Origin of the sequence: Halorientalis persicus, assembly GCF_900110215.1 — an archaeon.
In the GTDB taxonomy this organism is placed as follows: Archaea; Halobacteriota; Halobacteria; order Halobacteriales; family Haloarculaceae; genus Halorientalis; species Halorientalis persica.
This window is the reverse complement of sequence record NZ_FOCX01000011.1, coordinates 104,285-127,602: the sequence shown is the minus strand read 5'-3', so window position 1 is coordinate 127,602 and position 23,318 is coordinate 104,285. Positions and strand designations below refer to the sequence as shown.

The following is a 23,318-nucleotide window of genomic DNA, read 5'->3' as shown; positions in this document are numbered from 1 at the left end:
GAGCGGTGAAACCGCGAGACAGGGAGCGCCGCCGAACTGACGAGCGCGCCCTGTGCCCGCGAGCCCGCGGACACGGCCGCAGGTCAGGAAGCTTATGCCGGGGGTCGGCGTAGCGCCGACGCCATGACCGACGACCGTCGCTCACGACGCGCCCTCCTTCGCTCCGGCGTCGCCGCGGGCACCCTCTTGCTCGCGGGATGTTCCGGGAACGAGTCGACAGGCACGCCTACGCCGTCCGGGCCCCTCGGCGGGACCGAGCCGAGAACGACGACCGGCGACGGACGGACCGACGAAGACGAACCGACGGACGACAGTGAGCGGCCGTCGGTCGTCGTCGGACAGCGAGTCCTCCGCGAATCGATCGGGTTCCTCGTCGAGGGGACCACGCGCTACGGAAAACTCCCCGGACCGGGGCAGGCTCCGGACGGTCGGGAGTACCTCGTCGTCGTGCTGTCGGTCAAGAACCGCGGCGACGAGGCTATCGAGATGGGGGACCTGAACGCGTTCCGGCTGACCGACAGCGACGGGACGACGCGCGAGCGGGTCGATCTGGTGACACAGACGGGGAGTCAGTTCACCGAGGGACTGCTCGTGCCCGGGGAGACGATCCGGGGGTTCGTCGCTTTCGAGGTGGCGAGAGCCAGCACGGGCTGGACGTTCGTCGTCGATATCGAGTCCCTGGAGACGGACCTCGAACGGGTGTCGGTCGACCTCGACGCCGATCCCCAACAGCCCGACGCGCTGTTCCGACAGTCGCTGCGCGTCCCTGTCAACGAGGTCGGCGACAGCGTCACCGCGGCCGACCTCACCGTGACGGTTCCCGAGGTCCGAACCGCCGACAGCGTCGGCCGATCCCGAGCCGGCGAGGGCCAGGAGTTCCTGTTGCCAACGGTTCGGGTCGACAACGGGAAAGACCGGACGGCCTACCTCGGGCTGACCGGGCAGACGCTGCTGACCGGCCCGCGGGGGACGCCACAGGCGCTCGATCTGGGCGTCCAGCAGCAACTCGACGGCGCGTTCCCGTTGAATCCCAACGTCGAACCCGGCGAACACGTCGAAGGGGAGATCCCGTACCTCGTCGACACCGGTGCCAGTCCGCTGTATTTCGCCTTCGATTTCACGACGAGCGGGGCCGAACGCAAGCCGATCTGGCAACTCCGCTGATCAGTCGTCCCCGGCGTCGTCGGGCATCTCCTCGGGCGCGTCGTCACCGCTGCGGACCCAGGGAGTGCCTTCGCTGTCGCCACCGGTCTTGTAGACACCGCGGGCCGAGGCGACGTGGTGGTCGTCGGCGTCCCAGACGTCGATGTCGGTGACAGCGACGCTGCCGCCCATCCGCATGACCTCGGCTTCGGCGTAGAGGTCGTCGGTCGCCGGGGCGAGATAATCCATACGCATATCGACGGTGGGGGTCACGTCGTGGGCCAGCGAGATGACGGCCGCGCCGCCGACAGTGTCGGCCAGCGAGTAGGTGACGCCGCCGTGGGCCACGTCGCCGCCCGGGACAGACGCGAGTTCCTCGCGCATCTCGACGCGTCCTTCGGCGTATCCGTCCTCGGCTTCGGTCAACTCGATGCCGACCAAGTTCGTAAACGGCATGTACGAGAAGATTTCTGTTACGTCCATACGCCTCCATACAACCACCGCAAAATAAGGGTTCAGAAGCAAAACGACGGGAGCAGATACGCCGTCGGTTCACACAGTCGTCCCTCAGGGGGGCAGTGTCGAGAGATGATCACGCAACACCAGACACACGACGTTCGACCGCTCACAGACCAGTCCGCTCGGACAGGGGCCACGTTCACACCGTCAGACAGAACGGGGGCATACGGCGCATGATGCGGTATTTCACGTTCACACTCGTTCCGCTGGCCGACCGGTACTTCCACCCGTCGCTGGCGAATGCCAGACAGCACCAGAATCTGACCCTCGAACAGATGAAGTACATCAACCTGTTCGAGGACGACACCGGGGTCGTCCTGCTCGGCGGCCGGGGCAGCGAGGCGGCCGCCGAGGAGGTTCTGCAGGCCAGCGAAGACGTCGTCGACTGGGAACTGATCCCCGGCGACGATGGGTTCTACGTGTACATCCACTTCGTCGGCCGCGAACCGGCGGTCGGCCTGCTGAAACTCCTCGACGAGTACCGCCTCGTGCTCGAACTCCCGCTCCGGTTCACCAGCGAGGGATACCTCCGCGTGACCGTCATCGGGAGCGACGACAACATCCAGCAGGCGCTCCGGAACGTCCCCGAGACCATCGACGCCCAGGCCACCCAGATGGGCGAGTACAACCCCGACGACGAGCGCGCCATCGCCGGCCTCACCGAGCGCCAGCGGGAAGTGCTGGAAGCGGCCGTCGAGATGGGATACTACGAGGTCCCGCGACAGGCCACCTACGAGGAGATCGCCGAGGCCTGCGACTGTACCGTCGGGACCGTCGGCGAACACCTCAACCGCATCGAGTCACAGATCATCCACTCCGCGATGGACTGAGCCGGTCAGTCAGCCCACGTAACCGGCCCAGTCGCAGTCTGTGCAGGCGAGCAGTCCCTGCCCGTCGACGACAGTGGCGTCACAGGTCGGGCAGGTGGTAACGTGTGTCGACACTGTTTCGTGGTCGCTCCCGAATCGCTCGGTCCCCGGTGTCGGTTTGTGTTGTAGCATGGTTCACTCCGGTCGGCGGGTCACGCTCGCGGGTGCCACAGCCGTCGGCCGTGACACGCACCCGGTCGCGTCCCTCCCCTCACGCGATCCGCCTGGCCGTACAGTAAATTACGACCACTCCCTATATAGAGATAGCCCCTTTTACGTGTGAAATCACCGGACGGGGTTCGGTCGGCCGTATGACCTTATACACATACCAATGCCAGCGTGGCTCACGGCCGTCGCTGGACGAATCGGAACGGGCGGCTCGGGGAAACCCTCTCGTCACACGGGGCTCGGTGGGGGTAACCCTTCGTCACTGCCGCCCGGACGAGACTACCCGACCGCGCGGCTAAGCCTTTGCGTTCCAGTCGGCGAGCTCGCGGTGATCGTCGGCCACTGTCCCCACCGCGTCGGCGTCGAGCACGCCGTCCTCGGTGACGAGCCCAGCGACGAGATCGGGCGGTGTCACGTCGAACAGCGGCGTCTCGACCGAGAGGTCGGCGTCGCCGTCGTACACCGTCGACGGGTCGGCGGCTTCGAGGTGGAGGTCGGACCCGGGGCTGATCTTGTCCTGCGCCGCGACGACGTAGAGAGGGACGTGCTCGCGTGCGGCGGTGAGCGCGAGCGCGCGGGTTCCGACCTTGTTCACCACGCGCCCGTCGGCGAGGACGGTGTCGGCACCGACGAGCACGGCGTCGTAGTCGCCGTCGGCCAGGAGCCAGGGGAGCGCCGCGTCCGGGGCCAGCGTCACGTCGTCACCCGCTCTGGCTCGCCGCTCGGCGACCCCGACCCCCTCCGCCCCGGGCCGGGACTCGGCGACCAGCAGGCGCTCCGGATCGGCCGACGACAGGGCGCGCTCGACGGTCCCCGACCGCGAGAGCGTGACGATGGCGTCCCCGGCCACTCGCTCGGCGGCGCGGTCCGCGGCCGCGTCGTCGGCAGTCAGTGCCGCATCGATTCCGTCGTAGGCAGATTCTTCGACCGCCGCCGGGGTCCGGTCGTCGGCCGCGTGCATCACGCGGTTGACGCGGTTGCGGACGACGGTCATCGCCGGGCGGGCGGCCAGCAGGTCGCGCGCGCGGTCGGCGAGCGTGGTCCAGTCGCCGGCGTCGCGGTCCGTGGCGAGGGCGGCGGCGTCACGGAGGACTTCGAGCGCGCGCACGGAGAGGTACGCCGAGCCGTGGTCGCGGTCGGCGGCCACAGTGTCGACGGTCGGACGCACCCGGTCGTAGGAAGTCCACAGTTGCGGAACCGTCTGCCGGCGCAGGATTTCGGTCGGCGGGACCCACTCGTACTCGGTCGTCTCGTCGTCGAGAGTCACGTCCCGGGACGTACAGTCGAAGAGGTACGGGTGGACCAGCCAGCGGCGGCCCAGATCGTCGTCCTCGACGGGAAACGGGTCGCCGCGACGGACAAGGGTCACGGCGTCCGCCAGGCCCGTCTCCTCGTCGATCTCGCGGCGGGCAGCTTCGTCCGGCGTCGAATCGGGATCGGTCGCGGATTCGTCCTCGCGGGCGACGTGGCCGGCGACGCCGCCCCACTGGCCGGTGTAGGAGCCGACGGCGTCGCTCCGGCACAGGAGCAACACGTCCCCGCGATGACGCAGGAAGCAGGTGACGACCGGCGTCTCGTCCATGGTGGCAGTGGGGTCGGCACGGGCAAAAACCCGCGGCCGACGCGACGGTTTTTGTCGGTGCCGGCCAGAGTCGCCGGTATGGAGGTCGCCATCGTCAGCGACACACACGTCCCGTCCCGGATCGACCGCATCCCCGACTGGGTCCGTGACCGGATGCGGGCGGCGGACCACGTCGTTCACGCGGGTGATTTCGACTCCGCCGAGGCGCTCGCGACTGTCGAGGACCTCGCCAGCGATCTGACCGCCGTCTCGGGGAACACGGACGTGGGACTAGGCCTGTCTGCGGTCGAAACCGTCACGCTCGGCGGGGCCGAGTTCGTCGTCACGCACGGGACTGGCAGTCCAGTCGGGTACGAGGAGCGCGTCGCCGAGACGGTCCGGGACCACGCCGGCGCTGGCCCGACGGTGGGCGTCGCCGGCCACACGCACAGAGTCCTCGACACGGTGACCGATGGCGTCAGACTGCTCAACCCCGGGAGCGCGACCGGCGCACCGCCGGCGACACAGGTCACGATGCTGACCGCCACCGTCGAAGACGGCGCAGTCTCCGTCAGGGTCCACGAGCGTGAGCGGTGAGTTTTATTTCCCTCGTGAGAAGGCCCCCACAGACACCGCGTGTGATCCCCTGACAAGGTATTTAATGCAACCCACATTTATGGCACCAGCTAAATAGGGGAAAGAAACGTAGGTGTCCGTGTACAGGGAATGTTGGACGCAGTCGGTGGAACGGAGTGGTGTTCGTCTCGCCCGGGGCGACCGTCAGCGTCGACGTGGACCGGCCGACGCCGGGGCGACTGGCGATCGGTCGTCACCCCGGGACCCTGTGGGGGTAGAGACGGTGGATGGCCCACGCGACGAGATCGTCGGCGACACCAGTCCGACATTCCGGTGGCAACCAGCGACATGATGGAGGTAACACAATGAGCGAAGACGACAACTCACCGATCGGCACGATCTTCGAGGTGCAGCGTCGGACAATCGAGACCGGACAGGACGTCATCGAGCAGACGCTCAAGGTTCCGAAAGCGGCCAACGAGTCGCTCCACGGCACCATCGGCGACCAGAAGAAGGCCCAGCAGGACACCGTCAAGTTCGTCCAGGACACCATCGATCAACTGCTCGACACCGTCGAGTCGGCGACGCCCGAACAGGGCGAGCAGACGGTCGAGGACATCCGCGAGGCCGTCGACGAAGGCTTCGAGGAGCTGCTCGACCAGCACGAGCAGGCACTCGACAGCATCGACGAGAGCTACGAGGACACGCTCGACCTCTACGAGGAACAGCTCGACCAGACCCTCGAGATCATCGACAAGCAGTTCGAGGTCCTGATCGACGCCAACGAGACCGTCGAGGAGCAGACCGTCGACGCCCTCAACGAACTGATCGACCAGTTCGAGGAACTCCAGGACGAGGTCAGCGAGCAGGCCGAGGACCTCGGCGGCCGCTTCGAGGAACAGGCCGAGGAGTTCGAGGAAGCGCTGGGCGACCAGATCGACCGCTACCGTGAGCAGGTCGACGACCTCCAGGAGCAGTTCGAGGAACTGCCCGACGAGGTCAGCGCCGAGGACGACGACGACACCGCCGAAGCCTGATCGGCGACCACGCGGCACCGCGCCGCATCGTTTCCGAACTCGAGGGGGGAGTGCGGACCAGGGGTTTCACATACGTCCACAGAGATGATGCTGGCACGAGACGGATGTGGGGGAGCCACACACGCCGCGGGAGTCGGGAGTGTATCGTTCGGTGGGGGCGTCGGCGGGACGGCCGATCGACCCGAGAGCGTGGCGGGTGACGCGCGATGATCCCGTCGCTCGACTGGATACTGGCGTCGCTCCCGCCGCTCCAGTGGAATCTGGTACTGATCCCGCCGATCACCGGAATCATCGGATACGTCACCAACTGGGTCGGGATCAGACTGCTCTTTCACCCGCTCGAGTTCCGCGGATTCAAGATGCCGGGCCTGAAGCAACTGGCCCCGATGCTCCCGAGAAAGATCCAGCAGATCCCCGGCGTGATGGAGGGCAAGGTCGGGTGGCAGGGGATCATCCCCTCACGGTCGGCGAAGATGGGGAGTGTCGCCTACGACGCCTCGATCGCGAAACTGGCGAGCCAACAGGAGTTCTACGAGCGGCTCGACCCCGACCGGATCGCCCAGCACATGGTCGCCCAGTCCCGCGACAACTTCCACGCGTACGTGGACGATCTGCTGGGCCGGGAACAGCCGGTCGTCTGGAACTCCGTTCCCGACGGCGCACGGCAGTTCGTCCACGCACGGATCGAACAGCAGCTCCCGGAAGTGGCCGACCGGATCATGCAGTCGACGGCCGAGAACATCGACGAGGTGTTGAGCCTCAAGCTGATGGTCATCGACTACCTCGACAACCATCCCGAGTTGCTCAATCGGATGTTTCTGGAGGTCGGCGATGAGGAACTGTCGTTTCTCGTCAACTCCGGGTTTTATTTCGGGACGCTACTTGGCGTGTTCTCGATCCCGCTGTTCCTGTTTTTCGATCGGGCGTGGTGGGTCCTGCCGGTGTCGGGCGTTCTCGTGGGCTATTTCACCAACTACATCGCGATCAAGGCGATCTTCAACCCACAGGAGCCCGTCGAGATCGGCCCGTTCACGCTCCAGGGCCTGTTCATCCAGCGTCAGGAGGAGGTGGCCGAACGGTACGGCGAGATCGTCGCCGAGGAGATCATCACCGTCGAAAACGTCGCCCAGAACCTGCTGTACGGGAAACGGTCCGACCGGACTCGACGGATGATCGAAGACGCGATCCGGCCCTCGCTGGACGAGGCACTGGGGATGGCCGCACCGGTCATCCGCGTCGCGACGGGTGATCGGCGCTACGAGGAGATTCGCGACGCGCTGGCGACCGAGGGCGTCGAGTACGCGCTGGAGCCGTTACAGGACACCGAGTTCAACCGCGAGCGGTCTATTCCGGTCAAGGAACTGATCGCGAGCCGGATGCAGGAACTCCCCCCGCAAGACTTTACCATGACGCTACGTTCTGCTTTCAAAGAAGATGAGTGGCTGCTCATCGGTATCGGAGCGGCTCTCGGGTTCGTTGCCGGGTGGATCCAGCTACTGGTGGTAACCACGGTGCCAATATGAGCGAGTTCAACGACAGCGAACGGAGACCGGGCGATTCCGAGCCAGAAGGGGGGAACAGCGACGACTGGGTGTCGGAGATCGCACGCGAAACAGAGGGGACTGCGGACACCACCGACGCCCTCGATCCGTCGTCGGTCGTCCAGCTGTTCGACGTCCTCGACGTGGCCACGACCGAGCGCGACCTCGGACAGGACCAGGTCGATCAGTTGCTCGACGTGCTGGAGGCGTCGATCGTCACACCGACGCCGCTTTCCCCCGGCGAGACCGAGCGACTCCTCTCGGTACTGGAGTCGACGATCATCGATCCGGTCGATCCCGACGCCACCGAGGAGGCGCTGTCGGTGCTGAGTACGGCCATCGTCGACCCGACGGGGTCCTCGGCGACCCGGACCGACGGCGTGCTCTCGGTGATCGAGTCTGCGATGACCGATCCGACCGTCGCCGAGGAGGGCATCGAGGAGGCCTTTACGATGTTCGACGCCGCCCTCGCGACGCTGACAGATCCCTCGGGGGACTCCGAAGAGGTGTTCTCGACGCTAGACTCGACGGTCACGAGCCTGCTGGACCCGTCGGTCGATACCGACGAACTGGTCGGCTCGCTCGACGAGGCCGTCGCCGACATGGCGGACCCGGCGACGGACTCGGGGGACACACTCTCGTCCGTCGACAGGGTGATGTCACACCTGCTGAACCCGGACGAGATCGAGGAAGACAAGTTCTCGCCGCCGGATCTCGACGAGGGCGATCACCCGTCGCTGTCGACGCCGAGCGACCTCGACGACTCGTTCCGGGTCGCCCGGATCGGGGCGGCCGCCCTCCAGCGGTCGACGGGCTACTCCGTCCGGTCGGGGGTACGGACCGGCCCGCGGCTGGTGCGGGCCGCGGCCACGTCGGAGTCGATGGTCGACATGGTCGAGGAGGTGCGGTCGATCACGCTCGACGAACTGGATCGGCTCGGCGTCGAGACGCCCGCGGACAACGACGAGCCGGAGGTCGACCGTCCGACATCCTCGCTCCCAGCCGACCGGGACCGACTGCGACGGCGCGGCGCGCGCCTGATGGAGGCGTCCGCCGACGTGGATTACGTCGAGGAAGTCCACCCCGCGTACGCGTCGATCCTCGATCAGGTGGCACCCGACGAAGTGCGCATCCTCCGCCTGCTTGCCACCGAGGGTCGCCAGCCCTCGATGGACGTGCGCGACGTGGGCTGGGTGCCGATCAACTCCGAGCTCGTGGCGGCCGGGCTGACGATGATCGGCAACGAGGCGGGCTGTCAACACCTCGACCGGGTTCACGCCTACCTGAACAACCTCAAGCGACTGGGTCTGATCTGGTTCTCCGACGAGCCGGTCGAGGACCTGAACGAGTACCAGATCCTGCAGGCCCAGCCCGACGTCCAGGAGGCCATCGAGGCGGCCAAACGCGCAAAGCTGATCCGCCGGAGCATCCACCTGACGCCCTTCGGCGTCGACTTCTGCCGGGAAGTCCTGCCCATCGAAGTCGTCGTCGAGACGGCCGCCGGCGTCTACGAGACGCCCGAGACGCCCGAGTCACGGGACGCGCCGGACCGCCCGGAGATGCCCGAGGACGTGACGACGCAGGCGCTCGGGGAGTCGGACTCGGCGGAACGGGACTGAACGTCACTGGCCGATGCCGGTTGCGGTGGCTGGTTCTCGACACGTCTGCGTCGCTCCGGAGCGGTCGGTTCGAGAGTGAGAGACCGGAACGCGTGTGGGGAGAGCGTTCCGTGAGGGAGCATCGGTTCGGGAGTGCGTTCCGTGTGGAGACGGTCCCGTGGTGTTGGGGGGAGCGTTCTATGGGAGCGTTGGGGGATGGGAGTGGTCAGGTGGCCGACGACGATCCAGTGACCCGTTTCCCGGCGGCGCTGGTCATGTAGCCGACGATGAGCACGTCGACCGGTGCCATGAACAGCGCGTAGAACAGCAGGAAGTTACCCATGGGGGCAAACAGCAGGACCGGCAGGTAGACGAACCGCGCGAAGAACAACAGCATCGCCACCATCGAGAGCGCGATCGACTCCTCGACGGCGTAGGCCAGCAGGAGCAGGTTCATCGGTGCCATCCAGATGAGCGGGAGGAGTACCGACCGCGCCTGCGTCGCCAGGAACCACACCTCCGCGGCGATGAGTACCACTGTCGGCACGAACACCGTCAGGTCCACCCTCGGCAGCCGTCGCCGGGTCCGGGTCGTAGTCGCCATATCGGTCACCCCAGTCGTTTCTTCCACGCCACGGCACTTTAATTATTCGTCTATATCTGATATATCCCCCCGCGTAGATAGCCGGTAGTTTAAGTGAGTATTTAAAAATAGCCGAATATCGAGGTATGTCCGGTATCCGGTAGTTCTTCCGGAAAGGGCCGGCAGTTTAAGTGCGGGTGGCGTCGGTGGCGCGGGTGACGAACTGGGAGTGCGTCCGCGATGGTGGCCGACCTTGCCAGTGGCGCGTCCCTTTTTGTCGGCCACCCCACAGTGGGGGTATGGAGGTGTTCGCGGTCCCGGGACTGCCGGAGGTTCGGCCGGACGACGACCTGGCCGAGTTGATCGAGCGTCGCGTCCGGCTCCGGCCCGACGACGTGGTGGTGGTCGCCAGTACCGTCGTCTCGAAAGCGGAGGGACGGACGGCCGACCGCTCGGATTTCGAACCGAGTGCACGCGCCCGAGAGATCGCCGAGCGCCTGGCGGACCTGACCGGCGAGGCGAAGGATCCGCGGTTCGCACAGGCGGTGCTCGAAGAGAGCGCGTCGCTCTTGCTGTCGGCACCGTTCCTGCTCACGAAGACTCGTTTCGGGCACGTGACGGTCAACGCGGGCATCGACCGCTCGAACGTGGCCGACGCGGATCTCCTGCTGTTGCCCGAGGACCCGGGGGCGAGCGCACAGGCCCTGTCCGAGGCGCTGGACCGGCCGGTGATCGTCTCGGATACCTCGGGCCGGCCCTTCCGGCACGGCCAGCGTGGCGTCGCACTCGGCTGGGCCGGGATGCCCGCCAGCCGCGACTGGCGGGGCGAACTCGACCGCGACGGCCGCGAACTCGACGTGACAGTCCAATCGGTGGTCGACGAACTGGCGGCGGCGAGCAACCTGGTCGCCGGCGAGGGCGGCGGCGGCACGCCGGTGACCGTCGTCCGCGACTGGCAGTTCGGCGACCACGACGGTAGCGACGAACTGTTCCGGGACCGGGCGGACGACCTCGTCCGCCAGGCACTGGAAGCGTGGGAATACGACTCATGAAGGCTATCGAACTCACCCCCGAGCATCCGATCGAAGAGGTTACCGAACTGGCAGTCACCGCCGAGCAGGCGGGCTTCGACACCGTCCTGGCGTCCTGTCACTACTTCAACCGCGATCCCTACGTCGCCCTGGACCGGATCGCGGCGGCCACCGACGAGGTGGCGCTGGGCCCGGCGGCGGCCAACCCCTACGACACACACCCCGTCGCGCTGGCCTCCCGGGTCGCGACGATCCAAGAGGTCAGCGACGGCCGGGCCGTCTTCGGCGTCGGCCCCGGCGACCGCTCGACCCTGTCGGCGCTGGGCGTCGAGCGCGACAGCCCGCTCCGCAGAGTGCTGGAGACGTTCAAGGTCGCACAGGACCTGTGGGCTGGCGAGTCCGTCGACGCGGACGGGACCTTCCAGGCGGCCGACGCCGATCTCGAATACCCGGTCGAGGGCGAGATCCCAGTCTACGTCGGCGCACAGGGCCCCCACATGATCCGGATGAGCGCGAAACACGCCGACGGCGTCCTCTACAACGGCTCACACCCCCGTGACATGGCGTGGGCGGCCGAACAGGTCGAGAAGGGGCTCGAAGAGCGACCCGAACAGCGAGGATCGTTCGACTTCGCGGCCTACGCGAGCGTCAGCGTCGCCGAGGAAGAAGCGGCCGCCCGGGAGGCCGCACGGCCACCCGTGGCGTTCATCGCTGGCGGCGCGGCCCCGCCCGTGCTGGACCGCCACGACCTCGACCACGAGCGGGCCGAGGAGATCGGGGCGGCCATCGAGGCCGGGTCGTTCAGCGAGGCCTTCGGGCTCGTGACCGAGGCGATGATCGACGCGTTCTGTATCGCCGGGACACAGACACAGGTCGAGGAAGAGATCGAGGCGGTGATGGAGTACGCGGACAGTTTCGTCGTCGGTGCGCCGCTCGGGCCGGATCTGGAGCGGGCTATCGAGCTTGCGGGGGCTGTCCTCCGCTGAGGTCCGGGATCACCGCCGAGACCAGCACGCCGAGGACGAGGTAGGCCGTCAGGCCGACCGTCCCGGCGATCAGGAGGCCACCGACGGTGATCAGGACGGCGCTGAGCGGGTCCGAAAGGGCGATCTCGCTGATGCTCCGGACGAGTTCCGGGATGCTAGTGACGATATCGACGAGTCCTGCCATACCCGAGAGATTGGGGCGCTGGTACTTGTGTGTCGTGGTTTGGCGAAGGTCTAAGACGACCGGAGCCACAGGCACTCCCATGGACGACGCTTCGCTCGACGAGTTCACGGACGCGAGCGACGACGCGGACGCCGACAGCGACGGGGCAGGGGCGGGCGACGACGATACCGACCCCGCCGACGAACCCGCGACCGACGCGGTCGACCCGGCGGTCTCGACGTACGCCTGGAGCGGGGACGGCGCAGTTTGTGCGGTCTGTGACGACTCGGTTGCGCGCCGCTGGCGGGACGGTGACGACCTGGTCTGTCCCGACTGCAAAGAGTGGTAACGAGTCAGCCGGTTGATACAGCAATATTACGTGGGACCGGTCCGAACCGCGTATGTGAACGGCACTGACGGTCGCGGTCCCGCCGGATGCAGTGTCCGAGCCCGCGGTTCGTCGGGCCGCGTGGAGAAAGCACTTACAGGTCGGCAGTGCAGGACCCGCTACTCGCCCAGCACCCCCCGCTACCCATGACTGACGCAGACACATCGACGCTAGGATCGGAGTCGGCCGACGGAGTCGAGGACGCGGGCGCGCTCGCCCGCCGCGTCGCCGAGAACGTCGGCGAGGTGATCGTCGGCCACGACGCGGAGATCGAACACATCCTCACCGCGATACTCGGCCGGGGGCACGTCCTGCTGGAGGACGTGCCCGGAGTCGGCAAGACGATGCTCGCCCGCTCCATCGCCGCCTCCTTCGACGGATCCTTCAAACGCGTGCAGTTCACGCCGGACCTGTTGCCCTCCGACATCACCGGCGTCAACGTCTACAACCAGAAGACCGGCGAGTTCGACTTCCGACCGGGGCCGGTGTTCGCCAACGTCGTCCTCGGTGACGAGATCAACCGCGCACCGCCGAAGACCCAGAGCGCCCTGCTCGAAGCGATGGAAGAACAGCAGGTCACGGTGGACGGGGTGACCCACGAGATGCCCGACCCCTTCACCGTGATCGCGACCCAGAACACGGTCGAGCGCGACCGGACCTACGAACTCCCGATGGCCGAACTCGACCGGTTCATGAAGAAACTCCACCTCGGGTATCCGGACTCCGACGACGAGGCCGAGATGCTCGGCCGCGTGGTGGGGAACCACCCCATCGAGGAGCTCTCGCCGGTGGCCACGCTCGAAGACCTCCAGGCCGCGCGGACGGCGGTCAGCGAGATCACCGTCGAGGAACCGATCCGGGCCTACGTCACCCAGCTAGCGGCGTACACGCGCGACCAGGCCCAGCTGGGGGTGAGTCCGCGGGGTTCCATCGCGCTCTTGCGGGCCGCCCAGGCCAGGGCGGCGCTCACGGGCCGTGACTACGTCGTCCCCGACGACGTACAGACGGAGGCACGGGCGATCATGCCCCACCGGGTCCGGACGGCGGCGGCCGACCGGACCGGCGAAGCGATCGTCGCCGAGGCACTGGACACCGTCGCAGTCGAATGAGACCGACCTGGCGCACCGTCGGCGTCGTCGGCGTCGCCGTCGGCTCGATCCTGATGGCGGCCGCGTCGGGCGCTCGCGCGCTGAACGCGCTGGCCGCACCCGCGCTGATCGCACTGCTCGTGAGCGCCGTCCAGGTGTTCTACGCCGGTCGACCCGAGATCGACCGCGGTGACCCCGTTCCCGGACATCCCGGCGAGTCACGTACCGTCGAACTGACCGTCGACGGCGGCGCGCTCGCGCGCGTGACCGACTCGATCCCGCCGGGTGTGGCGGCGGATGGATACGACCGGCGGGTGACGCTCCCGGCGACCGTCGAGTACGAGATCGAACTCGGGGCGCGGGGCGCGTGGGACCTCGGGCCGCCACGCGTCGTCGTGACCGACGTGCTCGGCCTGTTCGTCCGCGCCTTCGAGCCCGAGGGGACCGCGACGGCGCTGGTCTACCCGCCGCTGGTCGACCTGCGCGAGGACGACGCCGTCGCGCACCTGCTGGGATACGACACCGCGACCGACCGACAGGCCTTCGACACGATCCGTGAGTACGCGCCGGGCGACCCGTTGCGTGACGTGCACTGGAAGTCCAGTGCCAAGCGGAGCGACGGCGACCTCGTGGTCAAACAGTTCGTCAGCGAGCAACGCGAGTCGACGCTGACCATCGCGGCGGGGGCCGCGACGGGCCACGACGACGCGATGGCGTCCGCCGCGGCCAGCCTCGCGGTGCTGGCGATGGAGGCGGGCCTGTCGGTCGGCGTCACCTGTCCGGCCGGCGAAGTCGCGACCGGCCGCGGACAGGCCCACCGGCAACACGTCCTCGACCTGCTCGCACGCACCGGGCCGGGACAGCCGGCCCGACCGGCCCGCGAGGGCGCGGACGTGATCCTCACCGCCGACGCGGACGGCGTGACCGCGACCATCGACGGGCAGGACCACCGGCTCTCGCTCGGCCCGACGCCGCCGGAGTCCCCGGCAGGTGACGGCGAGCGGGCGCGCGGGGCTGTCAGTGCGGGCGGTGCCAGCGGCGACGACCCGATCGAGGACGCCCCGGCCGAACAGGAGGTGTCGCGATGAGCGCGGAGACCGGTGGTCCGACGGAGAGGAGTGTCGACGCGGCGAAGCGGTCCTGGGCGGCGGTGTTCGCGCCGCGCGGGCTGGCCCTGCTGTCGACCGGCCTCATGCTGTTTTCCTTCACCTTCCCGCTGTACGGGATCATCGACGTGGTCGGCGACCCGAGCACGTTCCTGCTGGTCGTGGCGGTGACGCTCGCGCTAGCGACGGGGCTGTCGCGGGTCGTCGGCGCGTGGACGGCCCTGCCCGTTGGGTTGGGACTGCTGGTGCTCGGGCTCTGGATGTACGCCTCGGCGCTACCGGCGGACGTGGTGGCCCAGCAGGACCGCATCCTCGGCGACGTGGTGTCGCTGTTGATGGGGCTGTCGGTGTTGCGCCTCCAGATGATCGAACTGTTCGCGCTGGCGTACACGCCAGCCCCCGTCTTCCTGACGTGGTACCTGGCGCTCCGGCGGCGGTACGTCGGGGCGGCGCTCGTCGGCGGGGCCGCGCTGACCTTCTTCGTCCTCACGGGCGACGTGGAGACGCTGGTGGCGTTGCTCGGCGCGCTGGGTGCGGTCGGGACGGTCGGGTTCGGCCGACTCGAACGGTTCGGCGGGACCGACCGTGCCGTCGAGACGATGGCCGTCGTCCTGGCGGCGATGGTGGTCGTGACGATGCTGGTCAGCGTCGTTCCCGGCGGGACCGGGACACCCTTCGGCCTGTTCGGGGACAGCGACACCGACACCATCGAGGGAAGTCTCATCAACTCCGATCAACGCGTCTCGATCCAGGGGTCGATCAGTCTCTCTGACGAGGTCCGGTTCACCGTCGAGAGCCCGCGCGAGGCCTACTGGCGGACGGGTGCTTACGACCGCTACACGGGCGACGGCTGGGTCCGGACCGGCTCGACGCTCGACTATCGCGGCGAGATGAGCGGCCCACGGGGCGAGAGCCGGGTCGTCGAGCAGGAGGTCACGATCGAGTCGGAACTCGACGCCATGCCCGCCGCCTGGAAGCCGATCAGCGTCGGCGACGGCGTGGCCGAGAGTACGTCGGTGACCTCGCTGGGCGGACTCCAGCCCGCGTCGGCGTTCGCACCCGGCGACAGTTACACGGTCGTCAGCCGCCAGCCCGTGGCGGCACCGAGTCGGCTCCAGCGGGCCAGCGACGACTATCCCAGCCGGATCGAGTCACGCTACACGAACCTCCCGGCGAGTACGCCCGACCGGGTGGCGACGCGCACCCGCCAGATCCAGGACGCGGCCGACGCCGAGACGCCCTACGAGACCGCCAGAGCGATCGAGTCCTACCTGGAACGGGAGAAAGGGTACTCACTGGATGTGGACCGTCCAGACGGCGAGGTCGCCGATAGCTTCCTGTTCGAGATGAACGAGGGGTACTGCACCTACTACGCCACGACGATGGTGACGATGTTGCGGACCCAGAACATCCCGGCGCGGTTCGTCGTCGGGTACACGACGGGCGAACAGGTCGGCGACGGGGAGTATCAGGTCCGGGGACTGGACTCGCACGCCTGGGTCGAGGTCTACGTCCCGGAGGTGGGCTGGGTCCAGTTCGACCCGACGCCGGCCGGCCCGCGACAGGCCACAGAGCAGGATCAGATCGAGGGCGGCGGCGGGGATCTCGGGGAGGTCGACGACGACCCCGAAGCGACGACCGAACCGCCGTCGACCCCGGCACCGACGACGAGCCAGGCACCGGAGACGCCGGACGCGACGCCGGCGACGATCCAGACGCCGGCCACCGACGGGGCCGTAGAGCGGACGACGAGGGACGAGGGCGGCGGCATTCCCCTGCCCGAACCGCCGTCGCGCGAGGAGGCGGCCCTCATCCTCGTGGTGCTGGCCGGGACCGTGGCGGGGGCACGTCGACTGGGGCTCACCGAGCGCGCCTATCGAGCCGTGTGGCTCCGCTGGCAACCACGGGCCGACCCGACGAGTGACGTACAGCGGGCGTTCGAGCGCGTCGAATACGTTCTCGCGCGCGAGGAACGGCCGCGCCAGGACGGGGAGACACCGCGGCAGTACCTGGCGGCCATCGACGCCGACGAGGACGTCGAGCGGCTGTATCGGCTCCACGAGCGGGCCCGGTACGCGGGAGAGGTGACGACGAGCCTCGCCGACGACGCCGTGGCTGTGGCCGACGAGATCGTGCGGGCGCGGACGGGCCCGCTGGACTGACCGCCGAGACCGGCTTGCAAGGCTTGCTTCCGGGGGTCCCGAAGGTGTTTAATACGTCGGTTTCGTAGGCCCGACTTGTAATGTCGGAAGTCTGCTCGACGTGCGGGCTGCCCGAGGAGCTCTGCGTCTGTGAGGACGTCGCCAAAGAGTCCCAGGAGATCAGCATCCGCATCGACGAGCGCCGATACGGTAAAGAGGTAACGGTCATCGAAGGGTTCGATCCCAACGACGTAGACATGGACAGTCTGTCTTCGGACCTGAAATCGAAGTTCGCCTGTGGCGGCACGGTCGAGGACGGACAGATCGAGCTCCAGGGCAACCACACCGGACGCGTCGAGGATTTCCTCCGCGATAAGGGCTTCAACGTGGCCTGATCTTTCACCTCGCCGGCCGCTCGCCGGCACCAGTACTCGTTCGTTCGATCAGAACGGCGCAGCCGGACCGTCGTCGCTATCCCGTCCGTCGGCACCGCCTTCTAGCTCGCCGTCCCACGCTTCCAGCCCGCCGGCCAGGCTCTGAACGGTCGCATCGTCGACGCTCTCGGCGGAGACGATCAGCCGACCGGCCCGAAGGCTGTCGTGCCCGTGGGGACAGACAGTCACGATGCGGTCCGCATCGTCGAGGTCGTCGACCCGGGTCGGCAACTGCGGGAACGGGAGGTTTACGCTCCCGGGGATGTGACCGCGACGGAAGGCGGTCGGTGACCGGATGTCGACGATCCGAACCGGTTTATCGGCCCCCAGCAACGCCGCGAGGTCGTCCGGTGTGATCTCGTCGATCACAGCAGGCCCTCCGCCTGTGCGAGCAGGATGCCTTCGATAGTCGCGTCGTTGGACGGTTCCTGCCGGGCCACGTCCAGCGCCTCGCTGACGGGGACGGTCGTGACGGTGAGGAACTCGTTGTCGTCGAGGTCGGCGTCGGTCGGCTCCAGGCCCTCGGCGAAGACGATGCCCCGGCGGTGTCGGAGGACGCCGGTCGAGCACCAGAACTCCTCGATCAGGGAGACGCCGGCGGCGTCGAAGCCGGTCTCCTCGCGGAGTTCCCGGCGGCCGGCGTCGGTGTAGCTCTCGCCGTCCTCGACGATGCCCGCGGGGAGTTCGAGACACTGCTCCTGGATCGTCGGCCGGTACTGATCGACCATGACGAGATGGTCTTCGTCGGCGGCGGCGTCCCCCACGACGTGCCCCGGTGCCACGGCCACGATCACCGCGGCGGCGGGCAGGTCCGCCCAGTAGTAGCGTTTCTCGGAGCCGTCGGGCTGGCCGACGCGGTCGTAGCCGCCGGTGTACCAGCCGGTCTCGTACTCGATCGCCGACTCCAAGACGGGCCAGTCGAAGTCCGCGGGCTCCCGGACGGGGTGGCGGTCGGGGTCGAACCGTCGGATCGTTGGGTCGTCGGTCATGGATTCTGTGTCACCTCCAGGCGGTAAACGGTGCCGTTGTCGCGGACGAACACGGCAGTTTCGGTCGCGGCGGAGGTGTTGCGCTGGCCGATCGCGTCGAACTCGTCGAACGGCGAGTGCGTGAACGCGCCCTTCAGCCCGATGGGGCCCTTCCAGTAGGGGCCGGACCGGCCCGTGGCGTTTTCCGTTCCGTTCCCGGCAGCGCCGGTGGCGTTCGCCAGCGCGGCCGTCGTGTATGGGTAGCGGTTCGGCGCGAGCGCGTCGGCCGGGACGGCCGTCCGGTTGTCCGTCTCCGTCGCCGTCACGTAGTAGGGATCGCCGGACTTGAGATACCCGGGGAGGGCACCGAGCGCGAGCAACAGGGCAATCGCGACGAGGATCGCTATCGTCACCCGGCGCGTGATCTGGCGCATACCCCCACTGCGTGCGCCGGCCGAAAAACGATAGCGGATCGCTCAGACCTCGGTGACGACCTCGCGGTAGACGCTGCCGAAGGCCTGCCGGCGGAGGGTCCCGACGGCCGCGTCCTGTCGCTCCTGGAACGTCGCGGCGACGACCGTCTCTGCGAAGGGAGCGGCGTGCCAGACGACACGGTCGACGTTCTCGCTCCCGATCACCTCGCGCTCGTAGTCGGGGTGGTCACCACACCAGTCTTCGAACGCCGCGTCGCTTCCGACCCGGACTTCGAGCAGGGAGGCGAAGATGGCCTCGTGGGCGGTCGCGACGACGGAACTCGTCACCCGGTCCTCGTACTCCTCGCTGTCGAAGTCCATGGCCTTCGCGACTTCGCGAACGCTGGTCTGGGCGGCCGGACCAACGGTCGCGTACAGTTCGCTCGCCTCGGCCGCCGTCTCCGGCGCGAACACTCCCTCGGTGTGCATATCCGGCTCTGGGGGTCGCTGTGGTTACTCGGTTTCGGAGTCGGTCGCGTTCTCGTCGCCATCGTCGCCGTCGCCTCCCCCCTCGCTCGCGGGTCGTTCCTCCCCGCTCACGGAATCCGAGGGCTCGCTCCGCTCGCCTTCCCCATCCCGCATCTGCCGGGTCATCTCGCGGGCCGCTTCCAGAATCTCCTCGTCGGCGTCGTCGAGGCCGCTCATCTGGCTGGCGCGCTCGCGGCCGCGCTCGACGGTCCGGCGCTCATCGTCGAACAGCGCGCCCGAACGTTCGTGGTTGTGGTCGTGGTCGTGATCGTGGCCCTGCGTCGTATCCTCGAAGACCTGCGGGTAGTCGGTCTCCTCGGCGAGTTCGGTAACGGTCGCGGCCAGGGCGTCGGCGTCGGCCTCGTCCCAGTCGGGCGCGTGTTCCGCCAGCCAGGCCTCGTGGTCGTCGTCGCCGAGCATGGCGGTGAAGGCGAGGTGGTTGGCCAGGTGTTCGGCGTCGGCCTGTGGGTCCGCACACACCGGACAGGTGTATCCCATGTCCGAGAGTACGCGCGCGGACGGATAGACCTTACAGGTCGGCGACCATCACCAGCGCGTTCTCCCCGTCGTCGTAGTAGCGAGGAACCGTCCGCCGGTGGTCGAAGCCGAAGGACTCGTAGAGATCTCGCGCCGTCTCGTTGCCCGCCCGGACTTCGAGTTTCACCTCCGCGACCCCCTGGGCGCGCATGACGCCCAGGGCCCGCCGGAGGAGAGTCGACCCGACACCCTGGCCCCGCTGGTCGGGATGCACGGCCAGGTCCTTGACGTGACCCAGCGGCCGGCCGTGGTTGGGCACCGAGTCGGCGACGATGTAGCCCGCGACGCCAGGTCCGATCTCGGCGACGAGAAAGCCCGGCTCCCCGACGTATCGCTGGAACGCGGCGAAGGGCCACGGCTGGGGGAACGAGGCCTTCTCGATGCGATACACCGCGAGCAGGTCCGCCTTGACCGCCTCCCGGACGGTCGGCGCGGGCGTATCGGATTCGGGTGCGGGCGTGGTCACGACCGTGACTTGGCGGCGGGCCCACTAAGCCCTTTCACCGCTCCGAGTGAGCGCGCTAACACGAGCCGACGACGCCGACTGCACCGCCAAATCCCACCAGCGCCCGTGTTCGTCCCCTGTCACGAAGATCGCCAGTCGGAAGGTTCATTATTATCAGGCTCCTAAGCTCAGGCGCACCCAATTTTCGGGTGCCACCCCCCAACATCCCCCTCTACCCCCCGTTTTCTGCTGTCCCACCGATAAGCGGCGGTTTCGGCCGCCGGAGAGCAATCGGTCGATCCAGCCAGTCGATCCGCAGACGTTTTTCACGCTCGATAACTGCCTAGAATTAACCCCTCAGAAAAAGGTAAAGAGGTCGTCGCGTTGCTGTTCGTGGAGGTGGTGGCGGACCGCCTCGGTCAGGGGGTCGATCGAGCCGCGCTTGGCAGTGATCGGCGCGATGGTTTCCTGCCACTGCTTCCAGGGCGGGAGCAGGCCGAGTCGATCACAGAGTTCGTTCAGGCGCTCGTCCCGATCCGGTACCTTGTCCATCTTGTTGACCGCGACGACGACCGGGATCCCCATGTCGCGCAGGAAGTGGAACATCTCCACGTCGTGGGGAATCTCGTCGGGGCCGGAGTGGCGGTCGATGATGTCGATCACGGCTTTGCCGTCGACCACCAGCACCGCGACGAGGATCTGCTCGGCGTAGGTCTCCAGATAGGCGACGATATCGTCTTTGATCTCCTCACGAACCTCGTCGGGGACGCCCTTCATGAACCCGAACCCGGGGAGGTCGGTGAGGACGAAGTCCTCGGCGTTCCAGTCGTAGTGGTTGGGCTGGCGGGTGACGCCCGGCCGCTGGCCCGTGTCGAACGTGTGGCCTGTCAGCTCACGCATCAGCGTCGACTTGCCGACGTTCGAGCGCCCCACGAGGACGACCTCCGCGCTCCGGTCCGGCCGCGAATCGAACATGGGAGCCCCTAGACGACTTGGGCGGATAAGGGTCGCTGTTTCCGGCCGTAGACGGATCGAGCGATGACTGGCCCGCCACGTATTTCCCGTACCCCCTCGGAGTGTCCGGTGTGCGACTCCTCCAGGTGACCATCCCGACGGGGAAACGCGAGACGGTCCTCGGTGCCCTCGACGACGAGGGTGTCGACTACGTCGTCACCGACGAGACCAGCGGCCGTGAGTTTACGGCCATCGTCTACGCACCGCTGCCCAACCCCGCGGTCGAACCCGTCCTCGAACGACTTCAGGACGCAGGGATCGACGACGAAGCCTACACCGTCGTCGTCGAGGCCAGCACGGTCGTCTCCAGACGGTTCGAGGAACTGGAGGACCGGTACGCCGAGCAGGAGGAAGTCGACGAGGGCCGTATCGCCCGCGAGGAACTCCAGAGCCGAGCGAAAGAGCTCGCTCCGACGTTGCGGACCTACGCCACGATGACGGTCATCAGCGCCATCATCGCGACCGCCGGCCTGTTGCTCGACTCGCCGGCGGTCGTCGTCGGCTCGATGGTCATCGCGCCCCTGATCGGCCCGGCGATGGCCGCCAGCGTCGGCACGGTGCTAGACGAAGACGAACTGTTCGTCCGGGGCGTCAAACTCCAGGTCCTCGGGATGTTGCTGGCAGTCGTCAGCGCCGCGGCCTTCGCCGTCTTCGTCAGATACGCGCGCCTCGTCCCACCTGGCATCGAGATTACCCAGGTCCCCGAAATCCGCGAGCGACTGGCCCCCGACTTCCTCTCGCTGGCGGTCGCACTCGGGGCCGGCGTGGCCGGTGCGCTCTCGCTGTCCTCGGGTGTCTCGGCGGCCATCGTCGGCGTCATGATCGCCGTCGCTCTGATCCCGCCGGCCGCCACGGTCGGCATCGGCATCGCCTGGGGTCTTCCGATGGTCAGTGTCGGCTCGGGCGTCCTCGCGCTGGTCAACGGCCTCTCGATCAACGTCGCCGCCATCGCCGTCCTCTGGTACAGCGGCTACCGCCCCCACAACTGGTTCCAGCTCGACCAGGCGCGGAGCGCGGTGCTGAAACGCGTCGCCATCCTCGCGGTGGCCATCGCCGTCCTCTCGATCTTTCTGGGCGGCGTCACCTACAACTCCTTTCAGAACGCCGAGACCGAGACGGACATCCGCAAAGGCGTCGAGAGCGTCGTCGCCGAGAGCGAGCGCGCGACGCTGCTTGACACACAGACCGAGTTCACCGACGGCATCCTGTTGAGCCGGTCCAACCGTGTCGTCGTGACCGTCGGCGTCCCGCCCGGGAACGGCGAGTCGGTGGGCGGCCTCAGCGAGCGGATCGACACCGCCGTCGACCGCGCGGCCGGCCACGACGTACAGGTACAGGTCCGCTACGTCACCATCGAGGACGCCTGACCTACTCGTCGTAGGGCAGTTCGGGTTCGTATCCGACGGCCTCGACCGCCGCGTCGAGCGTTTCCTGTACGTTCTCGCCCTCGGTGACGCTCATGTACAGGTCGGCCTCCACGTCGGTCGAGCGGTCGCTCTTGTTACAGACCGTCAGGACGGGGACATCCGCGAACCGCTCGGCAAGGGCGTCTCGAAGTTCCAGTTGCACCTCGATGGGGTACCCGCACTCCCCGCTGGCGTCGACCATCACGAGGACGGCGTCGGCGAGGTGCTCGAGCGCGCTCACCGCCTGTGATTCGATCTCGTTGCGGTCCTCCGGGGGTCGGTCGAGCAGGCCGGGCGTGTCCACGAGTTGATAGCGGATGTGGTCGCGCTCGATGTGGCCCACCCGGATCTCGGTCGTCGTGAACGGGTAGGACGCGGTCTCGTTACGGGCGTTGGTGACAGTATTCACGAAAGAGGACTTCCCGACGTTGGGGTAGCCGGCGACGACGATGGTCGGTTCGTCGGGCCTGATGTCCGGCAGGTCACGGAGCGTGTTGCGGGCCTCGTTGACCGCGAGCAGGTCGTCCTCGACCTCCTCGACAACGTCAGCGATGCGGGCGAACGCCTGCTTGCGGAGCTTCTTGGCCCCGTCGGCGTCGACCTCGCGGAACCGGCCCTGGTACTCGTCGCGGATGTCGCTGGCCTTCCGGCTGGCCCAGCCGATCTCCGAGAGGTGCTGGCGCAGGTCGTCGACTCCCACCAGCGCGTCGATCAACTCGCGGTAGAACGGGTCGAGTTCGTCGATGTCGGGCCACGCGGTGACGACGTTCTCGAGGTTGTCCGAGACGACGTTCGCGGCGGTCTGGAGCATCGACTGCTGGGCCTCGAACCCGGATTTGGCTCGGCCCGCGCGGGCCGCCCGGGAGAACGCCTGGTCGATCAGCTCCTCCGACGTGGGCGTCGTCGGGAGGTCCTCGAGAATCATGTTGCCGTCCGTAGACGGTTCGTGCATAAAAACGCGTCCTTTGGCGCGCACTCGATGCGCCACGAACTGATCACCACGTCGGGAGCCATCGCGAACAGTCCGAGACACGGAACACTCCTTTTTGCTGTCCGGGACGAAATAACCATAAAT

Annotated in this window: 27 protein-coding genes; 14 read left to right on the top strand and 13 right to left on the bottom strand. The window is 67.7% G+C overall.

Annotation, left to right across the window (positions count from 1 at the left end):
* Positions 1–123: 123 nt before the first annotated feature.
* Positions 124–1,164: a DUF4352 domain-containing protein gene (locus BMX17_RS13290; protein WP_092660835.1), complete on the top strand. Its 1,041-nt coding sequence runs from the start codon at positions 124–126 to the stop codon at positions 1,162–1,164.
* Here the strand turns inward: BMX17_RS13290 and BMX17_RS13285 are convergent, their stop codons facing one another.
* The gene (locus BMX17_RS13285) at positions 1,165–1,626 is read right to left on the bottom strand and encodes a PaaI family thioesterase (protein WP_092660833.1); all 462 of its coding nucleotides are present in this window, start codon (positions 1,624–1,626) and stop codon (positions 1,165–1,167) included.
* Between the two features lie 209 nt (positions 1,627–1,835).
* Between BMX17_RS13285 and BMX17_RS13280 the strand changes: the two genes are divergently transcribed.
* A complete protein-coding gene (locus BMX17_RS13280) occupies positions 1,836–2,492 on the top strand; it encodes a helix-turn-helix domain-containing protein (RefSeq protein WP_092660831.1) in 657 nt (218 codons plus the stop codon).
* A gap of 9 nt (positions 2,493–2,501) precedes the next feature.
* On the opposite strand, the gene BMX17_RS26140 is transcribed toward BMX17_RS13280, so the two are convergent.
* Positions 2,502–2,663 (bottom strand): hypothetical protein, encoded by a 162-nt coding sequence (locus BMX17_RS26140; RefSeq protein ID WP_170845410.1) that lies wholly within the window; start codon positions 2,661–2,663, stop codon positions 2,502–2,504.
* 331 nt (positions 2,664–2,994) lie between these two features.
* Positions 2,995–4,281: an eIF2B alpha/beta/delta subunit family protein gene (locus BMX17_RS13275; protein ID WP_092660829.1), complete on the bottom strand. Its 1,287-nt coding sequence runs from the start codon at positions 4,279–4,281 to the stop codon at positions 2,995–2,997.
* 78 nt (positions 4,282–4,359) lie between these two features.
* Between BMX17_RS13275 and BMX17_RS13270 the strand changes: the two genes are divergently transcribed.
* From BMX17_RS13270 to BMX17_RS26675, 4 genes are all read left to right on the top strand, one after another.
* Positions 4,360–4,857, top strand: a complete 498-nt coding sequence (locus BMX17_RS13270; RefSeq protein WP_092660827.1) for a metallophosphoesterase family protein — start codon at positions 4,360–4,362, stop codon at positions 4,855–4,857.
* Between the two features lie 344 nt (positions 4,858–5,201).
* Complete coding sequence (locus tag BMX17_RS13265; protein WP_092660825.1) at positions 5,202–5,873, top strand: hypothetical protein; 672 nt, start codon at positions 5,202–5,204, stop codon at positions 5,871–5,873.
* A gap of 206 nt (positions 5,874–6,079) precedes the next feature.
* Entirely contained in the window at positions 6,080–7,396 is a 1,317-nt protein-coding gene (locus tag BMX17_RS13260) for a DUF445 domain-containing protein (protein WP_092660823.1), read from the top strand.
* Positions 7,393–9,033 (top strand): Abi-alpha family protein, encoded by a 1,641-nt coding sequence (locus tag BMX17_RS26675; protein WP_211611336.1) that lies wholly within the window; start codon positions 7,393–7,395, stop codon positions 9,031–9,033. Before BMX17_RS13260 ends, BMX17_RS26675 begins: the two co-directional genes overlap by 4 nt.
* A 205-nt stretch (positions 9,034–9,238) precedes the next feature.
* Here the strand turns inward: BMX17_RS26675 and BMX17_RS13250 are convergent, their stop codons facing one another.
* Positions 9,239–9,616: a hypothetical protein gene (locus BMX17_RS13250; protein ID WP_139203512.1), complete on the bottom strand. Its 378-nt coding sequence runs from the start codon at positions 9,614–9,616 to the stop codon at positions 9,239–9,241.
* A 278-nt stretch (positions 9,617–9,894) separates the two neighbouring features.
* Here BMX17_RS13250 and BMX17_RS13245 point away from each other — a divergent pair, with 278 nt between their 5' ends.
* Complete coding sequence (locus tag BMX17_RS13245; RefSeq protein WP_092660818.1) at positions 9,895–10,647, top strand: coenzyme F420-0:L-glutamate ligase; 753 nt, start codon at positions 9,895–9,897, stop codon at positions 10,645–10,647.
* Positions 10,644–11,612 carry a 5,10-methylenetetrahydromethanopterin reductase gene (locus BMX17_RS13240; RefSeq protein WP_092660816.1) on the top strand — a complete coding sequence of 323 codons (969 nt, stop codon included), beginning with the start codon at positions 10,644–10,646 and terminating at the stop codon, positions 11,610–11,612. Before BMX17_RS13245 ends, BMX17_RS13240 begins: the two co-directional genes overlap by 4 nt.
* Here BMX17_RS13240 and BMX17_RS13235 read toward each other — a convergent pair.
* The gene (locus BMX17_RS13235; RefSeq protein WP_092660814.1) at positions 11,581–11,796 is read right to left on the bottom strand and encodes a DUF8024 family protein; all 216 of its coding nucleotides are present in this window, start codon (positions 11,794–11,796) and stop codon (positions 11,581–11,583) included. The genes BMX17_RS13240 and BMX17_RS13235 overlap by 32 nt on opposite strands.
* A 79-nt stretch (positions 11,797–11,875) precedes the next feature.
* Between BMX17_RS13235 and BMX17_RS13230 the strand changes: the two genes are divergently transcribed.
* From BMX17_RS13230 to yciH, 5 genes are all read left to right on the top strand, one after another.
* Entirely contained in the window at positions 11,876–12,124 is a 249-nt protein-coding gene (locus BMX17_RS13230; RefSeq protein WP_092660812.1) for a DUF7573 domain-containing protein, read from the top strand.
* Positions 12,125–12,309: 185 nt separating this feature from the next.
* A complete protein-coding gene (locus tag BMX17_RS13225; protein ID WP_092660810.1) occupies positions 12,310–13,272 on the top strand; it encodes an AAA family ATPase in 963 nt (320 codons plus the stop codon).
* Positions 13,269–14,339 (top strand): DUF58 domain-containing protein, encoded by a 1,071-nt coding sequence (locus BMX17_RS13220; protein ID WP_092660808.1) that lies wholly within the window; start codon positions 13,269–13,271, stop codon positions 14,337–14,339. Before BMX17_RS13225 ends, BMX17_RS13220 begins: the two co-directional genes overlap by 4 nt.
* Positions 14,336–16,519: a transglutaminase TgpA family protein gene (locus BMX17_RS13215; protein ID WP_092660806.1), complete on the top strand. Its 2,184-nt coding sequence runs from the start codon at positions 14,336–14,338 to the stop codon at positions 16,517–16,519. The genes BMX17_RS13220 and BMX17_RS13215 overlap by 4 nt, the downstream gene beginning before the upstream one ends.
* A gap of 80 nt (positions 16,520–16,599) precedes the next feature.
* Positions 16,600–16,893, top strand: coding sequence for a stress response translation initiation inhibitor YciH (gene yciH, locus BMX17_RS13210; protein ID WP_092660804.1), 294 nt, complete (start codon positions 16,600–16,602; stop codon positions 16,891–16,893).
* Between the two features lie 48 nt (positions 16,894–16,941).
* Here the strand turns inward: yciH and BMX17_RS13205 are convergent, their stop codons facing one another.
* The 7 genes from BMX17_RS13205 to engB all read right to left on the bottom strand — a co-directional run bounded on the left by BMX17_RS13205 (position 16,942) and on the right by engB (position 20,798).
* Entirely contained in the window at positions 16,942–17,301 is a 360-nt protein-coding gene (locus BMX17_RS13205; RefSeq protein WP_092660802.1) for a rhodanese-like domain-containing protein, read from the bottom strand.
* Positions 17,298–17,921 (bottom strand): NUDIX hydrolase, encoded by a 624-nt coding sequence (locus tag BMX17_RS13200; protein ID WP_092660800.1) that lies wholly within the window; start codon positions 17,919–17,921, stop codon positions 17,298–17,300. The genes BMX17_RS13205 and BMX17_RS13200 overlap by 4 nt, the downstream gene beginning before the upstream one ends.
* A complete protein-coding gene (locus BMX17_RS13195; protein WP_092660798.1) occupies positions 17,918–18,334 on the bottom strand; it encodes a hypothetical protein in 417 nt (138 codons plus the stop codon). Before BMX17_RS13195 ends, BMX17_RS13200 begins: the two co-directional genes overlap by 4 nt.
* A 42-nt stretch (positions 18,335–18,376) precedes the next feature.
* Positions 18,377–18,802, bottom strand: a complete 426-nt coding sequence (locus BMX17_RS13190; protein ID WP_092660796.1) for a DUF5809 family protein — start codon at positions 18,800–18,802, stop codon at positions 18,377–18,379.
* Between the two features lie 24 nt (positions 18,803–18,826).
* The gene (locus BMX17_RS13185) at positions 18,827–19,339 is read right to left on the bottom strand and encodes a DUF5810 domain-containing protein (protein WP_092660794.1); all 513 of its coding nucleotides are present in this window, start codon (positions 19,337–19,339) and stop codon (positions 18,827–18,829) included.
* A gap of 31 nt (positions 19,340–19,370) precedes the next feature.
* The gene (gene rimI, locus BMX17_RS13180) at positions 19,371–19,844 is read right to left on the bottom strand and encodes a ribosomal protein S18-alanine N-acetyltransferase (RefSeq protein ID WP_092660792.1); all 474 of its coding nucleotides are present in this window, start codon (positions 19,842–19,844) and stop codon (positions 19,371–19,373) included.
* Positions 19,845–20,180: 336 nt separating this feature from the next.
* On the bottom strand, positions 20,181–20,798 hold the full coding sequence (engB, locus tag BMX17_RS13175; RefSeq protein ID WP_092660790.1) for a GTP-binding protein EngB: 618 nt from the start codon (positions 20,796–20,798) through the stop codon (positions 20,181–20,183).
* 110 nt (positions 20,799–20,908) lie between these two features.
* On the opposite strand from engB, the gene BMX17_RS13170 reads away from it, so the two are divergent.
* Positions 20,909–22,204 (top strand): TIGR00341 family protein, encoded by a 1,296-nt coding sequence (locus BMX17_RS13170; protein WP_092660788.1) that lies wholly within the window; start codon positions 20,909–20,911, stop codon positions 22,202–22,204.
* A 1-nt stretch (position 22,205) separates the two neighbouring features.
* On the opposite strand, the gene BMX17_RS13165 is transcribed toward BMX17_RS13170, so the two are convergent.
* Complete coding sequence (locus BMX17_RS13165) at positions 22,206–23,168, bottom strand: NOG1 family protein (protein WP_092660786.1); 963 nt, start codon at positions 23,166–23,168, stop codon at positions 22,206–22,208.
* Positions 23,169–23,318: the final 150 nt, after the last annotated feature.